The sequence below is a fragment of the Streptomyces sp. NPDC001153 genome (assembly GCF_053598315.1).
In genome coordinates this window covers 113,903-130,881 of the sequence record NZ_JBSFJZ010000026.1, presented here as the reverse complement: position 1 = coordinate 130,881, position 16,979 = coordinate 113,903, and the positions used below count along the sequence as shown (strand labels likewise).

18 protein-coding genes are annotated in these 16,979 nt (G+C 71.2%); 7 read left to right on the top strand and 11 right to left on the bottom strand.

Translation table 11 applies throughout. From position 1 onward, the window contains the following. Positions 1-208: 208 nt before the first annotated feature. Positions 209-370, bottom strand: coding sequence for a hypothetical protein (locus ACWDEN_RS27975; protein ID WP_351609758.1), 162 nt, complete (start codon positions 368-370; stop codon positions 209-211). Between the two features lie 496 nt (positions 371-866). Then, positions 867-1,451, bottom strand: coding sequence for a TetR/AcrR family transcriptional regulator (locus ACWDEN_RS27970; RefSeq protein WP_351609760.1), 585 nt, complete (start codon positions 1,449-1,451; stop codon positions 867-869). Between the two features lie 159 nt (positions 1,452-1,610). Here ACWDEN_RS27970 and ACWDEN_RS27965 point away from each other — a divergent pair, with 159 nt between their 5' ends. After that, positions 1,611-2,570 carry an SDR family NAD(P)-dependent oxidoreductase gene (locus ACWDEN_RS27965; RefSeq protein ID WP_351609762.1) on the top strand — a complete coding sequence of 320 codons (960 nt, stop codon included), beginning with the start codon at positions 1,611-1,613 and terminating at the stop codon, positions 2,568-2,570. A 32-nt stretch (positions 2,571-2,602) separates the two neighbouring features. On the opposite strand, the gene ACWDEN_RS27960 is transcribed toward ACWDEN_RS27965, so the two are convergent. Continuing rightward, positions 2,603-2,974: an SDR family NAD(P)-dependent oxidoreductase gene (locus ACWDEN_RS27960; protein ID WP_351609765.1), complete on the bottom strand. Its 372-nt coding sequence runs from the start codon at positions 2,972-2,974 to the stop codon at positions 2,603-2,605. Positions 2,975-3,036: 62 nt separating this feature from the next. On the opposite strand from ACWDEN_RS27960, the gene ACWDEN_RS27955 reads away from it, so the two are divergent. Beyond that, a complete protein-coding gene (locus ACWDEN_RS27955; RefSeq protein WP_450860443.1) occupies positions 3,037-3,297 on the top strand; it encodes an SDR family oxidoreductase in 261 nt (86 codons plus the stop codon). Between the two features lie 22 nt (positions 3,298-3,319). Here ACWDEN_RS27955 and ACWDEN_RS27950 read toward each other — a convergent pair whose 3' ends face one another. After that, on the bottom strand, positions 3,320-4,354 hold the full coding sequence (locus tag ACWDEN_RS27950) for an alpha/beta fold hydrolase (protein WP_450860468.1): 1,035 nt from the start codon (positions 4,352-4,354) through the stop codon (positions 3,320-3,322). A 383-nt stretch (positions 4,355-4,737) separates the two neighbouring features. Beyond that, a complete protein-coding gene (locus tag ACWDEN_RS27945; RefSeq protein ID WP_450860441.1) occupies positions 4,738-5,991 on the bottom strand; it encodes an extracellular solute-binding protein in 1,254 nt (417 codons plus the stop codon). Between the two features lie 181 nt (positions 5,992-6,172). On the opposite strand from ACWDEN_RS27945, the gene ACWDEN_RS27940 reads away from it, so the two are divergent. Then, on the top strand, positions 6,173-6,388 hold the full coding sequence (locus tag ACWDEN_RS27940; protein ID WP_153536743.1) for a dodecin: 216 nt from the start codon (positions 6,173-6,175) through the stop codon (positions 6,386-6,388). A gap of 13 nt (positions 6,389-6,401) precedes the next feature. On the opposite strand, the gene ACWDEN_RS27935 is transcribed toward ACWDEN_RS27940, so the two are convergent. Continuing rightward, positions 6,402-6,893, bottom strand: coding sequence for a phosphatase domain-containing protein (locus tag ACWDEN_RS27935; protein WP_351609773.1), 492 nt, complete (start codon positions 6,891-6,893; stop codon positions 6,402-6,404). Positions 6,894-6,958: 65 nt separating this feature from the next. Here ACWDEN_RS27935 and ACWDEN_RS27930 point away from each other — a divergent pair, with 65 nt between their 5' ends. From ACWDEN_RS27930 to ACWDEN_RS27920, 3 genes are all read left to right on the top strand, one after another. Continuing rightward, complete coding sequence (locus tag ACWDEN_RS27930) at positions 6,959-7,966, top strand: LLM class flavin-dependent oxidoreductase (protein WP_450860438.1); 1,008 nt, start codon at positions 6,959-6,961, stop codon at positions 7,964-7,966. A 104-nt stretch (positions 7,967-8,070) separates the two neighbouring features. Beyond that, the gene (locus tag ACWDEN_RS27925; RefSeq protein ID WP_055705713.1) at positions 8,071-8,265 is read left to right on the top strand and encodes an antitoxin; all 195 of its coding nucleotides are present in this window, start codon (positions 8,071-8,073) and stop codon (positions 8,263-8,265) included. 28 nt (positions 8,266-8,293) lie between these two features. Then, positions 8,294-10,642, top strand: a complete 2,349-nt coding sequence (locus ACWDEN_RS27920) for an excinuclease ABC subunit UvrA (RefSeq protein WP_351609779.1) — start codon at positions 8,294-8,296, stop codon at positions 10,640-10,642. Between the two features lie 119 nt (positions 10,643-10,761). Here ACWDEN_RS27920 and ACWDEN_RS27915 read toward each other — a convergent pair whose 3' ends face one another. The 5 genes from ACWDEN_RS27915 to ACWDEN_RS27895 all read right to left on the bottom strand — a co-directional run bounded on the left by ACWDEN_RS27915 (position 10,762) and on the right by ACWDEN_RS27895 (position 15,790). Next, a complete protein-coding gene (locus ACWDEN_RS27915) occupies positions 10,762-11,571 on the bottom strand; it encodes a lysophospholipid acyltransferase family protein (RefSeq protein ID WP_450860436.1) in 810 nt (269 codons plus the stop codon). Beyond that, the gene (locus ACWDEN_RS27910) at positions 11,571-12,341 is read right to left on the bottom strand and encodes a GNAT family N-acetyltransferase (protein ID WP_351609784.1); all 771 of its coding nucleotides are present in this window, start codon (positions 12,339-12,341) and stop codon (positions 11,571-11,573) included. Before ACWDEN_RS27910 ends, ACWDEN_RS27915 begins: the two co-directional genes overlap by 1 nt. 252 nt (positions 12,342-12,593) lie before the next feature. After that, a complete protein-coding gene (locus ACWDEN_RS27905; protein ID WP_351609786.1) occupies positions 12,594-13,829 on the bottom strand; it encodes a CynX/NimT family MFS transporter in 1,236 nt (411 codons plus the stop codon). Positions 13,830-13,929: 100 nt separating this feature from the next. After that, a complete protein-coding gene (locus ACWDEN_RS27900; protein ID WP_450860433.1) occupies positions 13,930-15,075 on the bottom strand; it encodes a hypothetical protein in 1,146 nt (381 codons plus the stop codon). Between the two features lie 124 nt (positions 15,076-15,199). After that, positions 15,200-15,790 (bottom strand): cysteine hydrolase family protein, encoded by a 591-nt coding sequence (locus ACWDEN_RS27895; RefSeq protein ID WP_450860431.1) that lies wholly within the window; start codon positions 15,788-15,790, stop codon positions 15,200-15,202. Positions 15,791-15,934: 144 nt separating this feature from the next. Between ACWDEN_RS27895 and ACWDEN_RS27890 the strand changes: the two genes are divergently transcribed. Then, the gene (locus tag ACWDEN_RS27890) at positions 15,935-16,933 is read left to right on the top strand and encodes a GlxA family transcriptional regulator (protein WP_450860429.1); all 999 of its coding nucleotides are present in this window, start codon (positions 15,935-15,937) and stop codon (positions 16,931-16,933) included. Positions 16,934-16,979 lie beyond the last annotated feature (46 nt).

Below are 16,979 nucleotides of genomic sequence, written 5' to 3'. Positions count from 1 at the left end.
CGGAACCTGCGACGGTCGGACCGACCCCGGGGCGGCGGAATATGGAGGTCTGAGGCCGGCGTCCCCATAGGACGGTCGCTCGCCGACGCGCGCGGCCCGGCGGGCCCGCCCCACACATCGATGGGGACGTCATCAGTGCCGGAGTATGAATTCAGGCTAACGACTGGCCGAGGGGGTGCGCGACTTCGCTCTTCGTCGCGTCGGAGGATCAGCACCGCCACATCTCGTGGTGGTCCACCGCGGACGCGGCATCGAGTACCCGGTGCGCGGTCGCCTCGGCGTCCAGCCCGCCGCGCAGGGCCTGGGGCGGCGGGCCGTCCAGCCCGCTCCGGTCCGGCGTCGAGCGACGGGCCCGGGCCCTCGACGACAACGGCGGTGACCATCGTCGGCTGCGCTGTCGCGTTGTGGCCTCCGACCGGGTCGAGGGGAAAGACCGGCATGGCGAGGTCATGGCCATACCGGGGACACAGTGCCCTGCGCCTTGCCGGTGCGGAGGGCCTCCTGAGGCGGGCGGCGGACGCATTCCTCCCGATGCGGGTGCCCAGCGCACCGACCGGCGTCGGCCCGCCGCAGCGGGATCCCGCCGTCGGAGGAGACGCACAGTCGCCCTTCGCCGACCGATACCGGCAAGGCACCGGTACCACCCAAGGCCGCGGCGAGCCGTGTCGGTACGGCCTGCCGCAGCTCCTGCTCGGTGGCTGCGGTGAGTGGACTCGTCGGACCACCCGGCCTCGACGCCACCGAGGAGGCTGCCCAGGTCGTTTCCCGCGTTCAGGGACGCGCCCGCACCGACTGACCACTGGTCCGCCCGGCGTCGGCCATCGCGGCGTCGAGGGAGTCGAGGGGCGGCAGTCGTGCGGATCGCGTCAGCTCGTGACGACGCCGTACAGGAGCAGGTCGATGAGTCTGGTGGCCAGGTCGCGTCGTTCTTCGCTGGCGGCCATGAGGCTGATTCCGCCGAGGGCCATCAGCACGTCCTGCGCCTCGATCCCTGGCCGTGCCACCGACTGGCCCTCCGCGGCGCCGAGCAGGTGGGCGATGGCGTCGGCGAGCAGCGACCGGGTGTGTACCTTCTCGCTCTCGTCGGTAAGGACCACGGCCAGCGCGTCGGCCATGCCCTGCTTGGCGGCCATGAAGTCGATGAAGCGCTCCATCCAGGTCCGCAGCGCGTCCACCGGTGGCTGTGTGGCGGTGAGGTGCTGTGCCGCCTCGCACAGTCGCTGCACCTCTTGCCGGTAGATCGCCTCGATCAGCAGTTCCTTGGAGGGGAACCGGCGGTAGAGGGTGCCGACGCCGACACCTGCCGCACGGGCGATGTCCTTGACCGACGCACCGGCTCCCTCACGGGCGAACGCGGCCGCTGCCGCCTCCAGCAGTCGGTCCTCATTGCGTTGCGCGTCGGCGCGCAGCGGCCTGCTGTGCCGCGCCGAGCCCCCCTCGATGCCGGTCACCGGACTCCCTTCCTCGTCGCACTTGAAACCGGAACCGGTTCCGCTTAGCCTCGGAGGGGTAACCGGAACCAGTTCCGGATACGAGGGTACGACGCCCCCCGGCTGTGCGCCATCGGACGCGCCCTCGCCTCCCGACCCCGTCGCCTTCCTGGAGAACCCATGACCGACAACCTCCTCACGACCCCGTTCGGGTCGCAGACCACCGCTGCCGAGGTACTGGCAGGCATCGACCTCAGCGGCCGGCGCGCCATCGTCACCGGGGGCGCTTCCGGCATCGGACAGGAAACCGCCCGAGTCCTGGCCGCCGCCGGCGCCGAGGTGACCATCGGCGTCCGCGACCTGGCCGCAGGCATGCAGGTCGCGGAGGAGATCGCACCGGCAAACGGTCGGGGAACGGTCGACGCCGCGCCGCTCGACCTCGCCGACCAGAAATCGGTGCACGCCTTCGTGGCGGCATGGCGAGGGCCGCTGCACATCCTGGTCCTCAACGCCGGCGTGATGGCCTCGCCGCTGGAGCGGACGAAGGAGGGCTGGGAAATGCAGTTCGCCACCAACCACCTCGGCCACTTCGCCCTCGCCACCGGCCTGCACAGCGCCCTGACAGCAGCCCACGGTGCACGCGTGGTCGCCGTCAGCTCGGTCGGCCACGTCAACGGCGGCGTGATCTTCGACGACATCAGCTTCGAGCAGCGCCCCTACGACCCGTGGGCTGCCTACAGCCAGTCCAAGACCGCCAACGTCCTGTTCGCGGTCGAGGCGGGCCGCCGCTGGGCAACCGACCTCATCGCCGTCAACGCCCTCAACCCGGGCCGCATCACCAGCACCCGGCTCGGCCGTCACATCGGGGACATCTCCAACAGTCCGGCCTCGTTCGACCCCACCAGCACCGACGTGTCCTGGAAGAACATCGAGCAGGGTGCCGCGACCTCGGTGCTGCTCGCCGCCTCTCCGTTGGCCGAGGGCGTGACCGGCCGGTACTTCGAGGACTGCAACGAGGCCGGCCCGCACCGGCCTGGTGTGCGCCGGGGAGTCGCCGCCCACGCGGTGGACCTTCACAGCGCGGCCCGCCTGTGGCAGGTCTCCCTCGACATGCTCGCGGCCGCCTCCACGGCCGACTGACGGAACCATCTCGATCCAGATCAAGGAGACGGTCATGTCCGCACGTCTGCAGAACACCGTAGCCCTGGTGACCGTTCCTGAGCCGGCGCGTTCAGGACCGGTCCGGGCATGCCCACACCCGCGTTGTTGACGAGGATGTCCAGGCGACCGAGTTCGACCACCACACGCTCCACGGCGGCCGTCGCCTGTTCCCGCTCCGTGATGTCGGCCTTCACCACGAGGGCCGCCCCGCCCTCGGTGCGTATCTTCCCGGCCAGCTCCTCGAGCCGGTCACGGCGCCGGGCGACCAGGGCGACGGCGGCACCCTCCGCGGCGAGGCTCAGGGCGGTTGCCTCGCCGATGCCGCTGCTGGCGCCGAGCGCGGCGCAGGACTCGCCCCGCCGGGTCGCGGACCTGGTCAACATCAGCTCCACCGCGGGGCGTGTGGCACGGCCGGGCACGGCGGTCTACAGCATGACCAAGCTCGGTGAACGGGTTCACCGAAGCCCTGCGCCAGGAGGTCATGCGGCAGCGACTGCGCGTGAGCGTGGTCGAACCCGGGACGGTGGACACCGAGTTCGTCACGCGCTCGCGAGACGAGATCAGAGCGTCGCTGGACCAGCAGCCGGCCGGGATGGGGATGCTGCGCCCCGAGGACATCGCGGACACGGTCGCCTTCGTCGTCACGCGCGACCGCCGGGTGTCCGTCAACGAGGTGCTGGCCCGCGCTTCCGAGCAGACCTGGTAGGTCCCTCGCGGCGCCGCACCGGTCAGAACCCGTCGACCTCCACGACAGCCGCCGCGAACCCCTGCGGGTCCTCCTGGGGAACGTTGTGCCCTACGTCCAGGGTCCGGTGCGCGTACGTGCCTGCGAACTTCTTGCGATACGCGGACCCGTTCCCCGCAGGGGTGAACGGATCGTGCGCTCCGTCGATGGTGATCGTCGGCACCTTGATGACCGGCGCCGCGGCCAGACGCTTTTCCAGCTCGTCATACCGCGGCTGACCCTTCGCGAGCCCAAGGCGCCAGCGGTAGTTGTCGATCACGATACTGACGTAATCGGGGTTGCTGAATGCCGCCGCCGTCCGATCGAAGGTCGCCTCGTCGAAGTTCCAGGTCGGAGAGTTGAACTTCCAGACCAGTTTGGCCAGATCGCGCCGGTACTCCTGGAGGCCGAGTACGCCTCTTTCGGTGGAGAAGTAGTACTGATACCACCACGCCCATTCACTCTTCGGCGGCGTCGGTATCTTGTTGGCTTCGACATTCACAATGAGATAGCCGGTCACCGAGACCAGCGCTTTGCAACGCTCCGGCCAGAGGGCCGCAATGATGTCGCCCGTTCGCGATCCCCAGTCGTACCCGGCGAGAATGGCCTTGTCGATCTTCAAGGCGTCCATCAGCGCGACGATGTCGACGGCGAACGCCGACTGTTGTGCGTTCCTGGGCGTTTTGCTCGACAGGAATCGCGTGGTGCCATGGCCGCGCAGGTAGGGGACGATCACACGGTATCCCTTGGCTGCGAGCAACGGCGTGACCGCCTCGTAGCTGTGAATGTCGTAGGGCCAGCCGTGCATGAGCAGGACCGCCTGCCCATGGGCCGGTCCGGCTTCGACGTACCCCACGTCGAGTTCCCCGGCGTGGATCTGCTTCACCGGACCAAAGGACGTGCGCTTCGCGGGATCGACCCCGGGATGAGCCATATGCTCTGGCGATTCCGACTGTGCCTGCGCACTGTCCCCCATGCCGACCTGGGCCGTCACAGCAGTTGCGGCTGCGGCTCCAAGGAATTGACGACGGCTATGCATGGATCCGCGCATTTCCATCGATGAATCTCCTTGTTCGAAGACCTTAATGGGTGGGCCCCCACGCCGCTTCGCTCCTCTGCCATGCAACACTCGTATGGCTGACGGCGCAACGTGACGATCCATGTACCCATTGCTCCATCCGGGCGATTCCAGCGGTCGCCCCGGCAAGCATGCGACATAGTGCATACGCGGACGCCGGCCCACCTCCTGACTGCTCAACTCATCGGACCGTCGGTCCCGGTTCACCGCCGACGGCGCGGACCTCGAGCCGCGCGTCATGGCCCTGGACGCGGACACGCGCCCCGGCTGACGATCGGCCCCGCGCGCACCGGGGCTCCTCACAGACTGCGGTCGACGCCGTGCCCATGCTCGTCTGCGGTGACTCAGACGTCCGGTGCGAGCTTCTCGGTGATCTTCGCGGAGGCCCGGCGGGCCTCCGTCGCCGGATTCGCCCCGGACAGCACCCGGGTCATGTACTCCTTGATCGGGTTGTCGGCCTCGACGTCGGCCCACTGAGGGGTGCTGGGGGTCGCCCGGCCGTGTGCCGCGCCCGCGGCCATGGCGGCGACCCCCTCCTCCCCCTCGACCTTGCTCGCCAGCGTGGTCTTGTTGGGCACGTAGTTCATGGTGCGGGCGAGTTCGGTGTCCCACTTGGCTCCGACGAGCGCCCCGACGACGGCGGTCGCCGCGAACTGGTCCTTGGTGCCGGCCGGGACGACGAGGTCGGAGCCGCCGGTGAAGACGGTGCCGGGCCGCGCGGCGGTCTTCCCGGGCACCGGGAAGAAACCCAGCTTGCCTTTCAGGTCCGGGTTCTGCCGCACGATCGACTGGACCAGTCCCGGTACGGCGACGATCTGCGCCACCTTGCCGCCGGCGAACACCCCGGCCTGGGGCGGATGTTCCTCGTCGGCGTCCAACGGACCGCGGCCCAGCGCCTGCAGCCGCCGGTAGAAGTCCATGCCACGCAGCGCGGCCGGGGTGTCGAGGGCGCCCTCCCACCTGTAGTCCTTCTGCCGGGCGAGGTCGCCGCCCTCGTCCCAGACGAAGCCGGAGAGGGTGTACCAGTCCTGTCCGGCCAGGTAAATACCCTGGTCGACGCCGGAGTTGAGCCTCTCGGTGTCGGCGAGCCACTCCTCGCGGGTCCTCGGCGGGCGGGTGATACCGGCGGCCTGGAAGAGATCCTTGCGGTAGATGACGACGCGGTTGGCCGCGTACCAGGGGATGCCGTACTGCGCGTTCGCGTCCTTGCCGGGCTCGGCGAGGGCGGGCAGCCACTGGTCCTTGCCCCAGTCGCGCATCGACTCCAGCGTGAGGTCGGCGAGCTTGCCGCCGTCGGCGTACAGCGGCACCTGGGTGTTGCCGACCTCGATGACATCGGGTCCGTGGCCGGAGTCGTCCTTCAGCGCCGCGCGGACCTTGTCGACGATGCCGGTCCATTCCTGGATGCGGATTTCGAGGCGCAGGTCCTTGTGGGTGCGCTCGAAGTCGGCCGTGAACCGCCGGAGGAACTCCGCGGAGGCGCTGTCCTTCATCAGCCACACGGTGACCGTCTTGCGCTCGTGGCCGCCGGGGAGCATCCCGCAGGCGCTGACCAGGGAAGCCGTGACACACACGAGGGCGAGCAGACGACGTCTCACGAGGGGTCCTGTTCTGTCTGGCAAGGGGACGCGGACAGGGGTGGGGGCCCGACGTGGGGGACGAGCGGTGAACTCGTACGGGTGTGCTGGATTTTGGTATGGACCAATGCGGAGGTCAAGGGGCGGGCGCGGCGGGGATGGGGCACGGTGGAGTACGGCGTGACACGAGAGGAGCACCCTCATGACGAATCACACCTACCGGGTCACCGAGATCGTCGGCACGTCGCACGAGGGCATCGACCAGGCCATCCGCAACGGCATCGCCCGCGCCGACCAGACCCTGCGCAACCTCGACTGGTTCGAGATCACCGAGGTCCGCGGCCAGATCGAGAACGGACGGATCGAGCACTACCAGGTGGGGCTGAAGGTGGGCTTCCGCATCGAGGACGCCGACTGACCGTCTCCCGGCCTCAGGTGCGGCCCTCCCGCTCCTGAGCCTCCTCGAGCGCCGCGGACTTCGCGGCCCAGCGGGCGCGTACGACGGTGAACCCGGCGCGCTCGGCGTCGTCGCAGACCATCTCGTCGTCGTCCACGAGGACACGGATCTCACGGTCCTGGGCGAGCCGGCGCAGGATCTCCAGCTTGGTGAACCGGGCGGGCCTGCGGTCGGCGTTGCTCCGCATGTACACACGCCCCTCGGGCAGCCCCTGGGCCGCGAGCCAGTCCAGCGTGTCGCGCCGCCACCGCTCGGGGCGGCCGGTGAGATACAGCACCTCGCACTCGCGGGCGCTGTCCACGGCGAGCGCGATGCCCTCGGCGAGGGGCGGATCCGCGGGCGCGGCGGCGAAGAAGGCGGCCCAGTTCTTCGGCCGCGCCTCCAGAAAGTGCTGCCGGTGGGCGGTGTCGGCCAGGGTGTTGTCCAGGTCGAACACGGCGAGCGGGCGCCTGTTGCTGTCGGTCACGGGCCCACCTTAGCCAGGCGCCGACGGGTCAGGAATTCCGGGCTCGCCAGGGCGTTGAACCCTGCGTGAGCAGCACAGTGACCGCCCGGACCCGGTTCTCCGTCCTCGACCGTTCCCGCACCCGCGAGGGGCACCCGCCCGCCGCGGCGCTGCGGGACACCGTCGCGCTGGCGCGGGAGGCGGAGACGCTCGGCTATCACCGCTTCTGGGTGTCCGAGCACCACGGTGTGCCCGGGGTCGCCGGTTCCGCGCCGACCGTACTGGCCGCCGCGGTCGCCTCGGCCACGCGTACGATCCGGGTCGGCACCGGCGGGGTGATGCTGCCCAACCACCAGCCGCTCGTCGTCGCCGAGCAGTTCGGCGTCCTGGAGTCCCTGTTTCCCGGCCGGATCGACATGGGGCTCGGGCGTTCCGTCGGCTTCACCGACGGGGTGCGCAAGGCCCTCGGCCGGGACAGGGAGGTCGCCGAGGACTTCGCGGCGCAGCTCGGCGAGCTGCTGGGCTGGTTCGAGGGCGGCTCGCCGACGGGGGTGCGGGCGCGTCCCGCCGAAGGGCTGCGGGTGCCGCCGTTCGTGCTGGCCATGGGCGAGGGCGCGTCGATCGCGGCCCGCGCCGGACTGCCGATGGTGATCGGCGATCTGCGCGGCCGGGAGAAGATGCTGCGCGGCATCGACCAGTACCGCTCCCTGTTCCGTCCCTCCCGCTGGGCGTCGGAGCCGTACGTCGTGATCTCCGGGACGGTCGCGGTCGCCCGCACCGAGGCGGAGGCCCGGCGGCTGCTGGTCCCCGAGGCCTGGTCGATGGCGTACGCGCGCACCCACGGCACCTTCCCGCCGCTCTCCCCGGCCGAGGAGATCGAGGCCCGCCCGATGACCGCGAAGGAGCGCGGCTTCCACGAGGCCGCTCTCGCCGGGCACATCGCGGGCACCGAGGACCAGGTCGCACACGAGCTGGAGAAGGTGCTGAAGGAGACGGGCGCCGACGAGGTCCTGGTCACCACCAGCACGTACGACCGTACGGCCCTGCTGGACTCCTTCCGGCGGCTCGCCGCGCTGTTCACGCCGGGCCGCTGAAGCCGGGCCGCTCGAGGCCCCAGTGGCCCAGGGCCCCGAGATGCGAACCCGGCCGGGCCCGGTGACCCTTGGAGGGCAAGCCGCAAGCGACGAGGAGGGCTGCCATGTCCTTCATGGACAAGATCAAGGGCATGCTCAAGGGCCATGAGGGTATGGCCGACAAGGGCATCGACAAGGGCGGCGACTACATCGACCAGCGCACCGGGAACACATACCAGTCGCAGGTGGACGCCGGTCAGGACAAGCTGAGGGACGAGTTCGGCACCCGGCCGAACCGGGACAACCCGCCGCAGTCGTAGCGCACGGGGGCGGATAGAGTCTCCCCCCATGCACAGCCCCCACGAGCCGTACGACCCTTACATCCGTGTCCGGGGCGCCCGTGAGCACAACCTCAAGGGCGTCGACGTGGACATCCCCCGGGACGTGCTCGCCGTGTTCACCGGTGTCTCCGGCTCGGGGAAGTCGTCCCTGGCGTTCGGCACGATCTACGCCGAGGCCCAGCGGCGGTACTTCGAGTCGGTCGCGCCGTATGCGCGCAGGCTGATCCACCAGGTCGGGGCGCCCCGGGTCGGCGAGATCACCGGGCTGCCGCCCGCGGTCTCGCTGCAGCAGCGCCGCGCGGCCCCCACCTCGCGTTCCTCGGTCGGCACGGTCACCAATCTCTCCAACTCGCTGCGCATGCTGTTCTCCCGGGCCGGGGAGTATCCGCCGGGCGCGGAGCGGCTCGATTCGGACGCGTTCTCGCCGAACACGGCGGCCGGTGCCTGCCCGGAGTGCCACGGCCTCGGCCAGGTGCACGGCACCACCGAGGAGTTGCTGGTCCCGGATCCCTCGCTGTCGATCCGGGAGGGCGCCATCGCCGCCTGGCCCGGTGCCTGGCAGGGCAAGAACCTGCGCGACATCCTCGACGCGCTCGGCCACGACGTGGACCGGCCCTGGCGCGAGCTGCCCGCGCAGGCGCGCGAGTGGATCCTGTTCACGGACGAGCAGCCGGTGGTCACCGTGCACCCCGTCCGCGACGCCGACCGCATCCAACGGCCGTACCAGGGCACGTACATGAGCGCCCGCCGCTATGTGCTCAAGACCTTCTCGGACACCAGGTCCGCGTCGCTGCGGGCGAAGGCGGAACGGTTCCTGACCAGCGCGCCCTGCCCGGTGTGCGGGGGCAGCCGGCTACGGCCCGAGGCGCTGGCGGTGACCTTCGGCGGCCGGACCATCGCCGAACTGGCGGCGCTGCCGCTGACCGACCTGGCCGCGGCTCTCGACGGCCCCACCGGCCGCACCGAGACCGAGCGGGTCCTCACCGGGGACCTGAGGTCCCGGATCGCGCCGGTGGTCGAACTGGGCCTCGGCTACCTCAGCCTCGACCGCTCCACCCCCACCCTGTCGGCGGGCGAGCTGCAACGGCTGCGGCTCGCCACGCAGTTGCGCTCCGGGCTGTTCGGGGTGGTGTACGTCCTGGACGAGCCGTCCGCCGGACTGCACCCGGCGGACACCGAGGCCCTGCTGACCGTGCTGGACCGGCTGAAGGCGGCCGGGAACTCGGTGTTCGTGGTGGAGCACCACCTGGAGGTGGTGCGCGGCGCCGACTGGCTGGTGGACGTGGGCCCCGGCGCGGGCGAGCACGGCGGACGCGTGCTGTACAGCGGGCCGCCGGCCGAGCTGGCGTCGGTCGAGGACTCGGCGACGGCCGCGTTCCTCTTCGACGAGTCACCCGGCCCGGCGCGTGAAGTCCGCTCCCCTCGCGGCTGGTTGAAGGTGGGTCCGGTGACCCGGCACAACCTGCGCGCGGTGACGGCCGAGTTCCCGCTCGGCGCGTTCACCGCCGTCACCGGGGTCTCGGGCTCCGGAAAGTCCACGCTCATCGGCGAGTTGACGCAGGAGTCGGCGGGCGTGGACCGGCTGGTCCGGGTCGACCAGAGGCCGATCGGGCGCACCCCGCGTTCCAACCTGGCCACCTACACCGGCCTGTTCGACGTCGTACGCAAGGTGTTCGCCGGCACCGAGGAGGCGCGGGCGCGCGGGTACGGCGTCGGCCGCTTCTCCTTCAACGTGGCCGGTGGGCGCTGCGAGACCTGTCAGGGCGAGGGGTTCGTCAGCGTCGAGCTGCTGTTCCTGCCGAGCACCTACGCGCCCTGCCCGGACTGCGGCGGCGCCCGCTACAACCCCCAGACCCTGGAAGTGACCTACCGGGAGCGGAACATCGCCGAGGTGCTGGATCTGACGGTGGAGGCCGCGGCGGCGTTCTTCGCCGACATCCCGGCCGCCGCCCGCAGCCTCGGCACGCTGCTCGACGTCGGCCTGGGCTATCTGCACCTCGGGCAGCCGGCGACCGAGCTGTCCGGCGGAGAGGCGCAGCGGATCAAGCTGGCGAGCGAGTTGCAGCGCGGCCGGCGCGGCCACACCGTCTACCTGCTGGACGAGCCCACCACCGGGCTGCACCCGGCCGATGTGGAGGTGCTGATGGACCGGCTGCACGGGCTGGTCGACGCCGGGCACACGGTCGTGGTGGTCGAGCACGACATGACGGTGGTGGCGGGCGCCGACTGGGTCATCGACCTGGGCCCCGGCGGCGGTGACCGGGGCGGCCGGATCGTGGCCTCGGGTCCGCCGGAGCGGGTGGCCACGGCGGCGGGCAGCGCCACGGCGCCCTATCTGGCGCGGGTCATGCCCTGAGCCGTACCGGGCCGTCAGCTGCTCCGGTCGAGCGCGGTCGGCCTTCTTGCAGGGGATCACCTGCTTGTTGATGCGCGTCTGGAGCCCCGACGGGTCACCTCGCGGGCGCCGTTGCGCGGCTACGGCACCAACGCGGCGTGTGTCCAGTCCGGTTCGCCCACGCGGCCGGGCTGTGCGGCCCGGGCGAGGGACTTGCGGGTGGTGTGGCGGCCGGCCGGGATGACCGGGAGGACGTCCACCTCGGCGACCAGGCCCCGGGTGCGGGCCACCCGCCACAGGGAGGCGAGCAGGGTGTCCTCGCCGACGAACGCCGCCGCCGTGCTCGGCCCGCCGCCCTCCTGCCGGTAGCGCAGGCCGACCGGCTGCACGGGTACGCCGGCGTCGAGCGCGGCCTGGAAGACGGCCCGGCGAAAGCGGCCGTGGGCCCGCCCGCACCAGGTGCTGCCCTCCGGGAACGCGGCGACGGCCGCTCCCTCGCGCAGCGCGTCGGCGATCCGGGCGACCGTCCCGGGCAGGGCGCGGATCCGGTCCCGCTCGATGAACAGGGCCCCGCCGCGTGCCACCAGGGCACCCGCGACCGGCCACTGCCGGATCTCGGTCTTGGCGAGCATCCGGGCGGGGCGTACGGCGGTCAGCAGCGGGATGTCCAGCCACGAGACGTGGTTGGCGACCAGCAGCAGCCCGCCGGCCGGTGCGGCCGTGCCGGTGAAGCGGACCCGGACGCCGACGGCCCGCACGATCGCCCGGCACCACCGCCTGACCCACTCGGCGGGAATCCTCCCGCCGAGCGGGGACAGCACGAGCCCGGCCAGCACCAGGACCGCGACCGCGGTCAGCCGCAGCACGGCCCGGGGTACGGCCGTGGCGGCCCGGGCCTGCTCCACACAGGCGCCCGGGGTGCAGGGCGCGCTGGGCAGCCAGACGCTCATCAGGCCGGCACGAGGGAGAGGAAGTGCCGCAGATAGCGCGGGTTGACCCGGCGCATCGACAGCAGCACGTACAGGTCGGCGACCCCGAAGTCCGGGTCGTGCGCGGGCTCGCCGCACACCCAGGCGCCCAGGCGCAGATAGCCGCGCAGCAGGGCGGGCAGCTCGCTGTGCCCGGCCGGGGCCTCGGCGTTCGGGGCCCACGGCAGCAGCGGCCGCACCCGGAACTCCTCGGGTGCCAGGTGCTTGGCGCGCACCCGCTCCCAGGTGGCCGTCGCCAGGGCGCCGCCGTCGGCGAGCGGCACCGAGCAGCAGCCCGCCAGCCACTCGTGCCCGCGGTCGACCATGTAGCGGGCTATCCCGGCCCAGATCAGGCCGATGACGGCGCCGTCGCGGTGGTCGGGGTGCACACAGGAGCGGCCGACCTCGACCAGGCCGGGCCTGATGGGGTCGAGCGCGGCCAGCTCGAACTCGCCCTCCGAGTAGAGCCGGCCGGCGACCGAGGCCCGCTCCGGCGGCAGCAGCCGGTAGGTGCCGACGACCTGTCCGGTGCCGGTGTCGCGCACGAGCAGGTGGTCGCAGTAGGCGTCGAAGGCGTCCACGTCCAGGCCGGGCTGCGGCGTGGCCAGCAGGGCCCCCATCTCACCGGCGAAGACGTCGTGCCGCAGCCGCTGCGCGGCCCGCACGTCGTCCTCGTCACGGGCGAGGGTGACGGTGTAGCGGGTCGGTGCCGCGGGCTGCGGGGGGCGGTCGAGGGTGGAAACGCCGGTCATGGCTCTCTCCTGGTCACGGGCCGGTTCGGCGACGACGGCGAGCGGGTGCGTACGGCTCGTCGCTCCTGTTCTTCCGACACCGGTTGGCCGGCGTGTGACCGCCGGCCGGAGAACGGATGTGGGAATGCTGAACGCCGGGGGCGCGGCCGCTGGGCCGTGCTCGGTGCGGATGCGGACGACCGGCCGTGCGGATGCGGACGACCGGCCGTACGCCTTCCACGACGGGGATGTCCGGGGGCATGCCCTCCTTCGTCACGGGACCGCTTGGAGTTCGGGCAGTTCGTCGCTCACGCCGGGCGTGCGGGTGGGCTGGACGAGCGCGGGGCGGCCGGCCAGCAGTCCGACGACGGTCTCCGGCAGCAGAAGGGCGAGCAGGAGCAGCAGGGGCGCCGTCCATCCGCCGGTGCGGCCGTGCAGGAGGCCGATCGTCAGCGGTCCCGCCGCGGCCACGAGGTAGCCGCCGGTCTGGGCCATGCCGGACAGCCGGGCCGCGATCTGCGGTGTGGGGGAGCGCAGGCTCAGCAGGGTGAAGGCGAGCGGGAAGGCACTGCCGGTGGCGAGCCCGAGCACACAGATCCACAGCCATCCGGCGTGCGGCGCGAAGAGCAGGCCGAGGAGGGCGACGGCCTTGGCCGCGGCGACGGCGATGACGAGCGGGCGCTGTGTGGTCAGCCGGGCGGCGACGACGGGGACTGCGAAGCCCAGCGGGACGCCGATGATCTGCAGGACCGAGACCATCAGCCCGGCCTCGGCGGGGGCGAACCCGTCGGCGTGCATGATCTCGGGGAGCCACGCCGTGAGTGCGTAGAACATCAGGGACACCAGGCCGAGGAACCCGGCGACCGCCCAGGCGAGCGGTGAGCGCAGCAGTGAGCCCGTGTCGTCGGCGGAGGCCGTGCGCGGGGCGGGGTCGGGCCGGCCGCGCGCCGCCAGCGGGCTCCAGACGAGCGCGGCCAGCAGGGACGGAAGCGACCATGCGGCCAGCGCGATGCGCCATCCGACGGCGTGGCTCAGGGGGACGGCGAGGCCCGCGCCCATGGCTCCGCTGGATGCCATGAGCATCATGGCGAGGCCGGTCAGGGAGCCGACCCGGCCGGCGAAGCGGCGTTTGATCACGACGGGGACGAGGACGTTGCCGAAGGCGATTCCGGCGCCGGTCAGGACGGTGCCGGTGAACAGCAGCACCGTCGAGGGGAGGGCGCGCAGCAGGATGCCCGTGGTGAGCAGGAGAAGCGCCGCGGTGATGGTGGTTTCGGCGCCGATGCGCCGGGCTGTCGGCGGGGCGAGCGAGGCGAAGACGCCGAGGCACAGCACGGGCAGCGTGGTCAGGACGCTGACCTGGGTTCCGGTGAGGTGGAAGGCGTGCTGGAGCCGGCCGAGGACGGGTGAGACGCCGGTGATGGCGGCTCGTAGGTTCAGTGCGAGGAGTACCAGGCCGCAGAGTGCCCGGAGTCCTCTCGCGCGGTGAATGACGGATGAGTTCTTCACTGTTCCCCCTGGACATGACCGAAGGCTTCCCCCAGGGCGCAGACGGTGTCTCCGTGACGGGGGGGAAGCCTTCGGTGTGTGGCGCCGGGCCGGTGGGTGCTCAGACGAGGGCCGGGGTCGCTGCCGACCGGTTGTGGAACGGGCAGACGAGCTGGTTGGTCTGCCCCTTGGTGAGAGCGGCGGCGCCGGAGGCGGTGGTGCCGCCGCCGAGGAGACGCAGGATCTCGGTGGAGAGGAGGTCCTGCCTGCCCTTGAGGGCGTCGGCGGTGGTCTGGTCGGCGGCGAAGACCATTTCGGCGGCGATGTTGTCCTGGACGATGCGCGCGAGGTTGTCCAGGGCGACGGCCACGGGGTCGGCGGGGGGCTGCGCCGTCATCAGGTCGATGAGATGCGAGCCGACCTTGTCCTGGTTCATGTAGTTCTTGATGATGATGCTGTTCTGGTTCAGCTCGTAGGTGGTCCACAGCGACAGCACCACCGCGTACAGCCCGGACCAGGCGTCGTCCCCGACCTGCTTGCGCCAGCGCGTCAGAAGGTTGCCGACGCCCTGGATCTGCACCTTGGACGACCAGTACATGTTGGTGCGGATGCTCGGGTAGACCGCGTTGGAGAAGTCCTCGAAGGACTTCATGTCGAACTCGCGGGTGCGGATCGTGTCCGCGATGTAGTCGTGCGCGTGGTCGAGGATGAACGCGCAGGAGTCGTGCAGGTCGGTGGGAAGGCCGGCTTCCTCCAGCGTCGCGCGGGCGGTGTCGAGGGTGTCGGCGAAGGCCTGGAGCGGCACGGTCCAGCCGGTGTCCTTCGGCCCGGTGGAGGCGACCATGGCGAGGTCGTGCGGATCGATGTACTTCGCCTGTGACGCCGGGATGTTCTTCGGGTCCAGGTAGGGCGCGCAGATCGAGTAGATGCCCAGCGGGGTGTGGGCGATGGACTTGGCCAGCTCGAAGACCTCGTCCACGGGCCGGATCCGCTCCAGCACGGTGCCGTTGTCGACAAGGTGGTAGGTGCCGCCCACCATGTCGTTGTTGACGATGATGACGGGGCCGAGGTGCTTGGTCAGGTTGGCGCGCAGGGTGTCGTAGTTGCCGCGCATGCCCGTGTCGACGGCACGGATGTTGTCACGTGCGGCGGTCTTCCGGTCGGCGTCCGTGCCGGCGTGCGCGGCACCGGCCGTGGTCAGGTTGGTGAGAGCTGCGGTGGCGCCGACAGCGGCGGCGGCGCCGAGGACGGTTCTTCGGGTGGGCACTTTCGGTCTTCCCCCTCTGGAATGGCGCGCGATATCCCCATCTACGCGCGTTGTGTCCGGCGCTTGCCCCCATCGGTGCCGGAGGGCAAGCGCCGTTCTCCGCAACGGAGTTACATGGCCGGCGTCAGCCGAGGAACGCGGCGGACGGTACGACCACGCCGTACAGGTCGGCGATCGTCGCCAGGGCGCTGTGGTGGAGCTGCTCGGCGGACACCTCGGCCACGTCCGTCCTCAGGGCACGGGTGGCGGTGGCGTCGGCCACCACCGTGGGCCGGTTGCCCCGCAGGAACGCCCCCTGGGCCGTGAACGCGATGCACATGTGCGTCATGAAGCCGGCCAGCACCACATCGGTGTTCCCGGCTCCGTCCACCAGCTCGCCCAGGTCGGTGCCGTGAAAGGCGTTGGGCGCCTGCTTGGTGACGACCGGCTCACCGGCGAGGGGCGCGACCTTCTTGTGGATCCGGCCCACCTCGGCGTCCAGGTCGTACGGGCTGCCCGGCCCGCCGTCGTGCTGGACGTGAATGACCTTGGCACCCGCCGCGCGGGCCTGCTCCAGCAGCTCGGCAGCCTGGTCCAGGGCCGGCTCCCAGCCCTCCAGCTCCATGACGCCCTGGGTGTACGTGTTCTGGATGTCGATCAGGATCAGCGTCGAGTCGGCGAGCGACGCCGGGGTCTGGTCGAGGGCGCTGAGGTCGCGCAGGGTCTTCGAAGGCACAACTATCCCTTCTCACAAACACACATCGGAAGTTTCTGGCCATCTGTGGTGGCCGAGTAGACGCTACGATCCGGCACAGTTGGCGGCAATGTCGTACTACTTGCAGAAAATGACGTGCTGCCCGGACGTCCACGGGGGAACCGAATGAGCCTGATCCGAAGATTCATCGTCATCGTGCTGTTCGAGGGCGTCGACCTGCTCGACGTCACCGGACCACCCGAGGTCTTCGCCCTGCTGCGCCGCGAGCTGGACGGTGACACCGGCTACCACGTCGTCCTGGCGGCCGAGACCCTGGCACCCGTCACCACGGCGGCCGGCGTACGGGTCCTGCCCGACGTGACCTTCGACGAGGCGGCCACTCGCCGCATCGACACCCTCGTGGTCCCGGGCTCCGTCGACGTCGACGACCGGCGTCAGGTGCACGCCCTGGTGGACCCGGCCGTGGTCGTCCGGGTGAAGGAACTCGCCGGCCGGTCGCGGCGTGTCGCCTCCGTCTGCGTCGGTGCGCATCTCCTCGCCGCCGCCGGCCTGCTGGACGGCAAGCGGGCCACGACCCACTGGTCGACCGCCCAGCAGCTCGCCGCGGATCATCCGTCCGTCGAGGTCGACGCCGACCCGATCTTCATCCGGCAGGGCAACGTCTGGACCGGCGCGGGGCTCACGGCCTGCCTCGACCTGTCGCTCGCCCTGGTCGCCGAGGACTTCGGCGAGCCCGCGGCGATGCGCGTCGCCCGCCAGCTCGTGATGTACCTCAAACGCCCCGGCGGACAGAGTCAGTTCAGCGTGCCCATCGAAGCCGGCTCCGCATCCCGCCGCATGGACGACCTGCGTCTGCACATCACGCGGAACATCGCGGGATCGCTCTCCGTCGCCGATCTCGCCGCCCACGCCAGCATCGGCGAACGACAGCTCAACCGGCTGTTCCGCGACGAACTCGGCACCACACCGGGCGCCTACGTCGAATCCGCCCGCCTGGAAGCGGCGCGCAACCGCCTGGAGACGACGGACGACACCCTTGACCGCGTGGCGGCACTCTGCGGCTTCAACACCATCGACACCCTCATACGAGCCTTCCGCCGCCGCCTGGACATCACTCCGACCGAGTACCGGAACCGGTTCCGCCCCTCGGACAGCGCACGCTGAGCGACCAAGGGAGCAGCCGGGGGAAAACCAGACGGGGCCGGGAGAG

Bases quoted from the DNA above. Each gene is read 5' to 3' on its own strand.
- ACWDEN_RS27965 (WP_351609762.1), top strand. From the start codon at position 1,611: ATGACCGACAACCTCCTCACGACCCCGTTCGGGTCGCAGACCACCGCT.
- ACWDEN_RS27960 (WP_351609765.1), bottom strand. From the start codon at position 2,974: ATGTTGACCAGGTCCGCGACCCGGCGGGGCGAGTCCTGCGCCGCGCTC.
- ACWDEN_RS27950 (WP_450860468.1), bottom strand. From the start codon at position 4,354: ATGCATAGCCGTCGTCAATTCCTTGGAGCCGCAGCCGCAACTGCTGTG.
- ACWDEN_RS27940 (WP_153536743.1), top strand. From the start codon at position 6,173: ATGACGAATCACACCTACCGGGTCACCGAGATCGTCGGCACGTCGCAC.
- ACWDEN_RS27925 (WP_055705713.1), top strand. From the start codon at position 8,071: ATGTCCTTCATGGACAAGATCAAGGGCATGCTCAAGGGCCATGAGGGT.
- ACWDEN_RS27920 (WP_351609779.1), top strand. From the start codon at position 8,294: ATGCACAGCCCCCACGAGCCGTACGACCCTTACATCCGTGTCCGGGGC.
- ACWDEN_RS27915 (WP_450860436.1), bottom strand. From the start codon at position 11,571: ATGAGCGTCTGGCTGCCCAGCGCGCCCTGCACCCCGGGCGCCTGTGTG.
- ACWDEN_RS27910 (WP_351609784.1), bottom strand. From the start codon at position 12,341: ATGACCGGCGTTTCCACCCTCGACCGCCCCCCGCAGCCCGCGGCACCG.
- ACWDEN_RS27890 (WP_450860429.1), top strand. From the start codon at position 15,935: ATGAGCCTGATCCGAAGATTCATCGTCATCGTGCTGTTCGAGGGCGTC.